Origin of the sequence: Mycobacterium sp. (assembly GCF_008709575.1) — a bacterium.
Taxonomy (GTDB): domain Bacteria; phylum Actinomycetota; class Actinomycetes; order Mycobacteriales; family Mycobacteriaceae; genus Mycobacterium.
Genome location: NZ_VYIK01000357.1, coordinates 1 through 692, shown reverse-complemented (window position 1 = coordinate 692; position 692 = coordinate 1). Strand labels below are relative to the sequence as shown.

1 protein-coding gene is annotated in these 692 nt (G+C 64.2%); it reads right to left on the bottom strand.

All coding sequences use genetic code 11. The features are described from left to right. Nucleotides 1-151: 151 nt before the first annotated feature. On the bottom strand, nt 152-692 hold a 541-nt coding region (locus F6Q13_RS18935; RefSeq protein WP_293059792.1), incomplete at its 5' end, for a MarR family winged helix-turn-helix transcriptional regulator.

The following is a 692-nucleotide window of genomic DNA, read 5'->3' as shown; positions in this document are numbered from 1 at the left end:
AAAGTGGGGCAGGGAAGTGCCCAGGGGGAGCATCGTGGAGTGAACGGCAACCATGGAGCCAGGATGCCATCGCCGTGCTGGCCTTGCCGAGACCGTCAACGCCACTGAAGCGTGACCGCCGCGGGCGATCGGAGCTGGTTGCGGGCCGGCGTTATTGCGCCGTTGTCGAGGCGTCGGCCCGGTGGGCTGTTTCCACCTGGCCGGTCGGCATGAGAACCGGGAGTGGGGGAGGTGAACATGCTGGGGCGGCCTCGATCGAAGCCCGCAGGCGGTCCAGCAAATCTGCCAGTTGCCGCAACTCGTCGTCTGTCAAGCCGCTGGTCAGAGTTTTGAGGTAGTCCCAATGGTAAGGGAGGAAATGACCCAGGAACTCCTCGGCAGCGGGGGTAATCTCCACAAGGATCGAACGCCGGTCACGGGGGTTGAGCACGCGCCGGACCAGGGATCGCTTCGCGAGGGTGTCAACCATACCGGTGAGGTTGGCGGGTCGAATGGACAGCAATTCGGCTAATTCACCCATGGTGACCGACCTGCGGACCCGGTGCAAAACGCTAAGCGCCTGGAATTGGCTGAGGCTGAGTTTGTAGGGGGACAGTTCGGCAGCGTGCTTGCGGTCGGTGGCCGCGACCGCGCGGTAGAGCATCATCATCGTGAGCAGCGACTCCGAGGGGAAGGTTTCGCCGGCCTCGCGC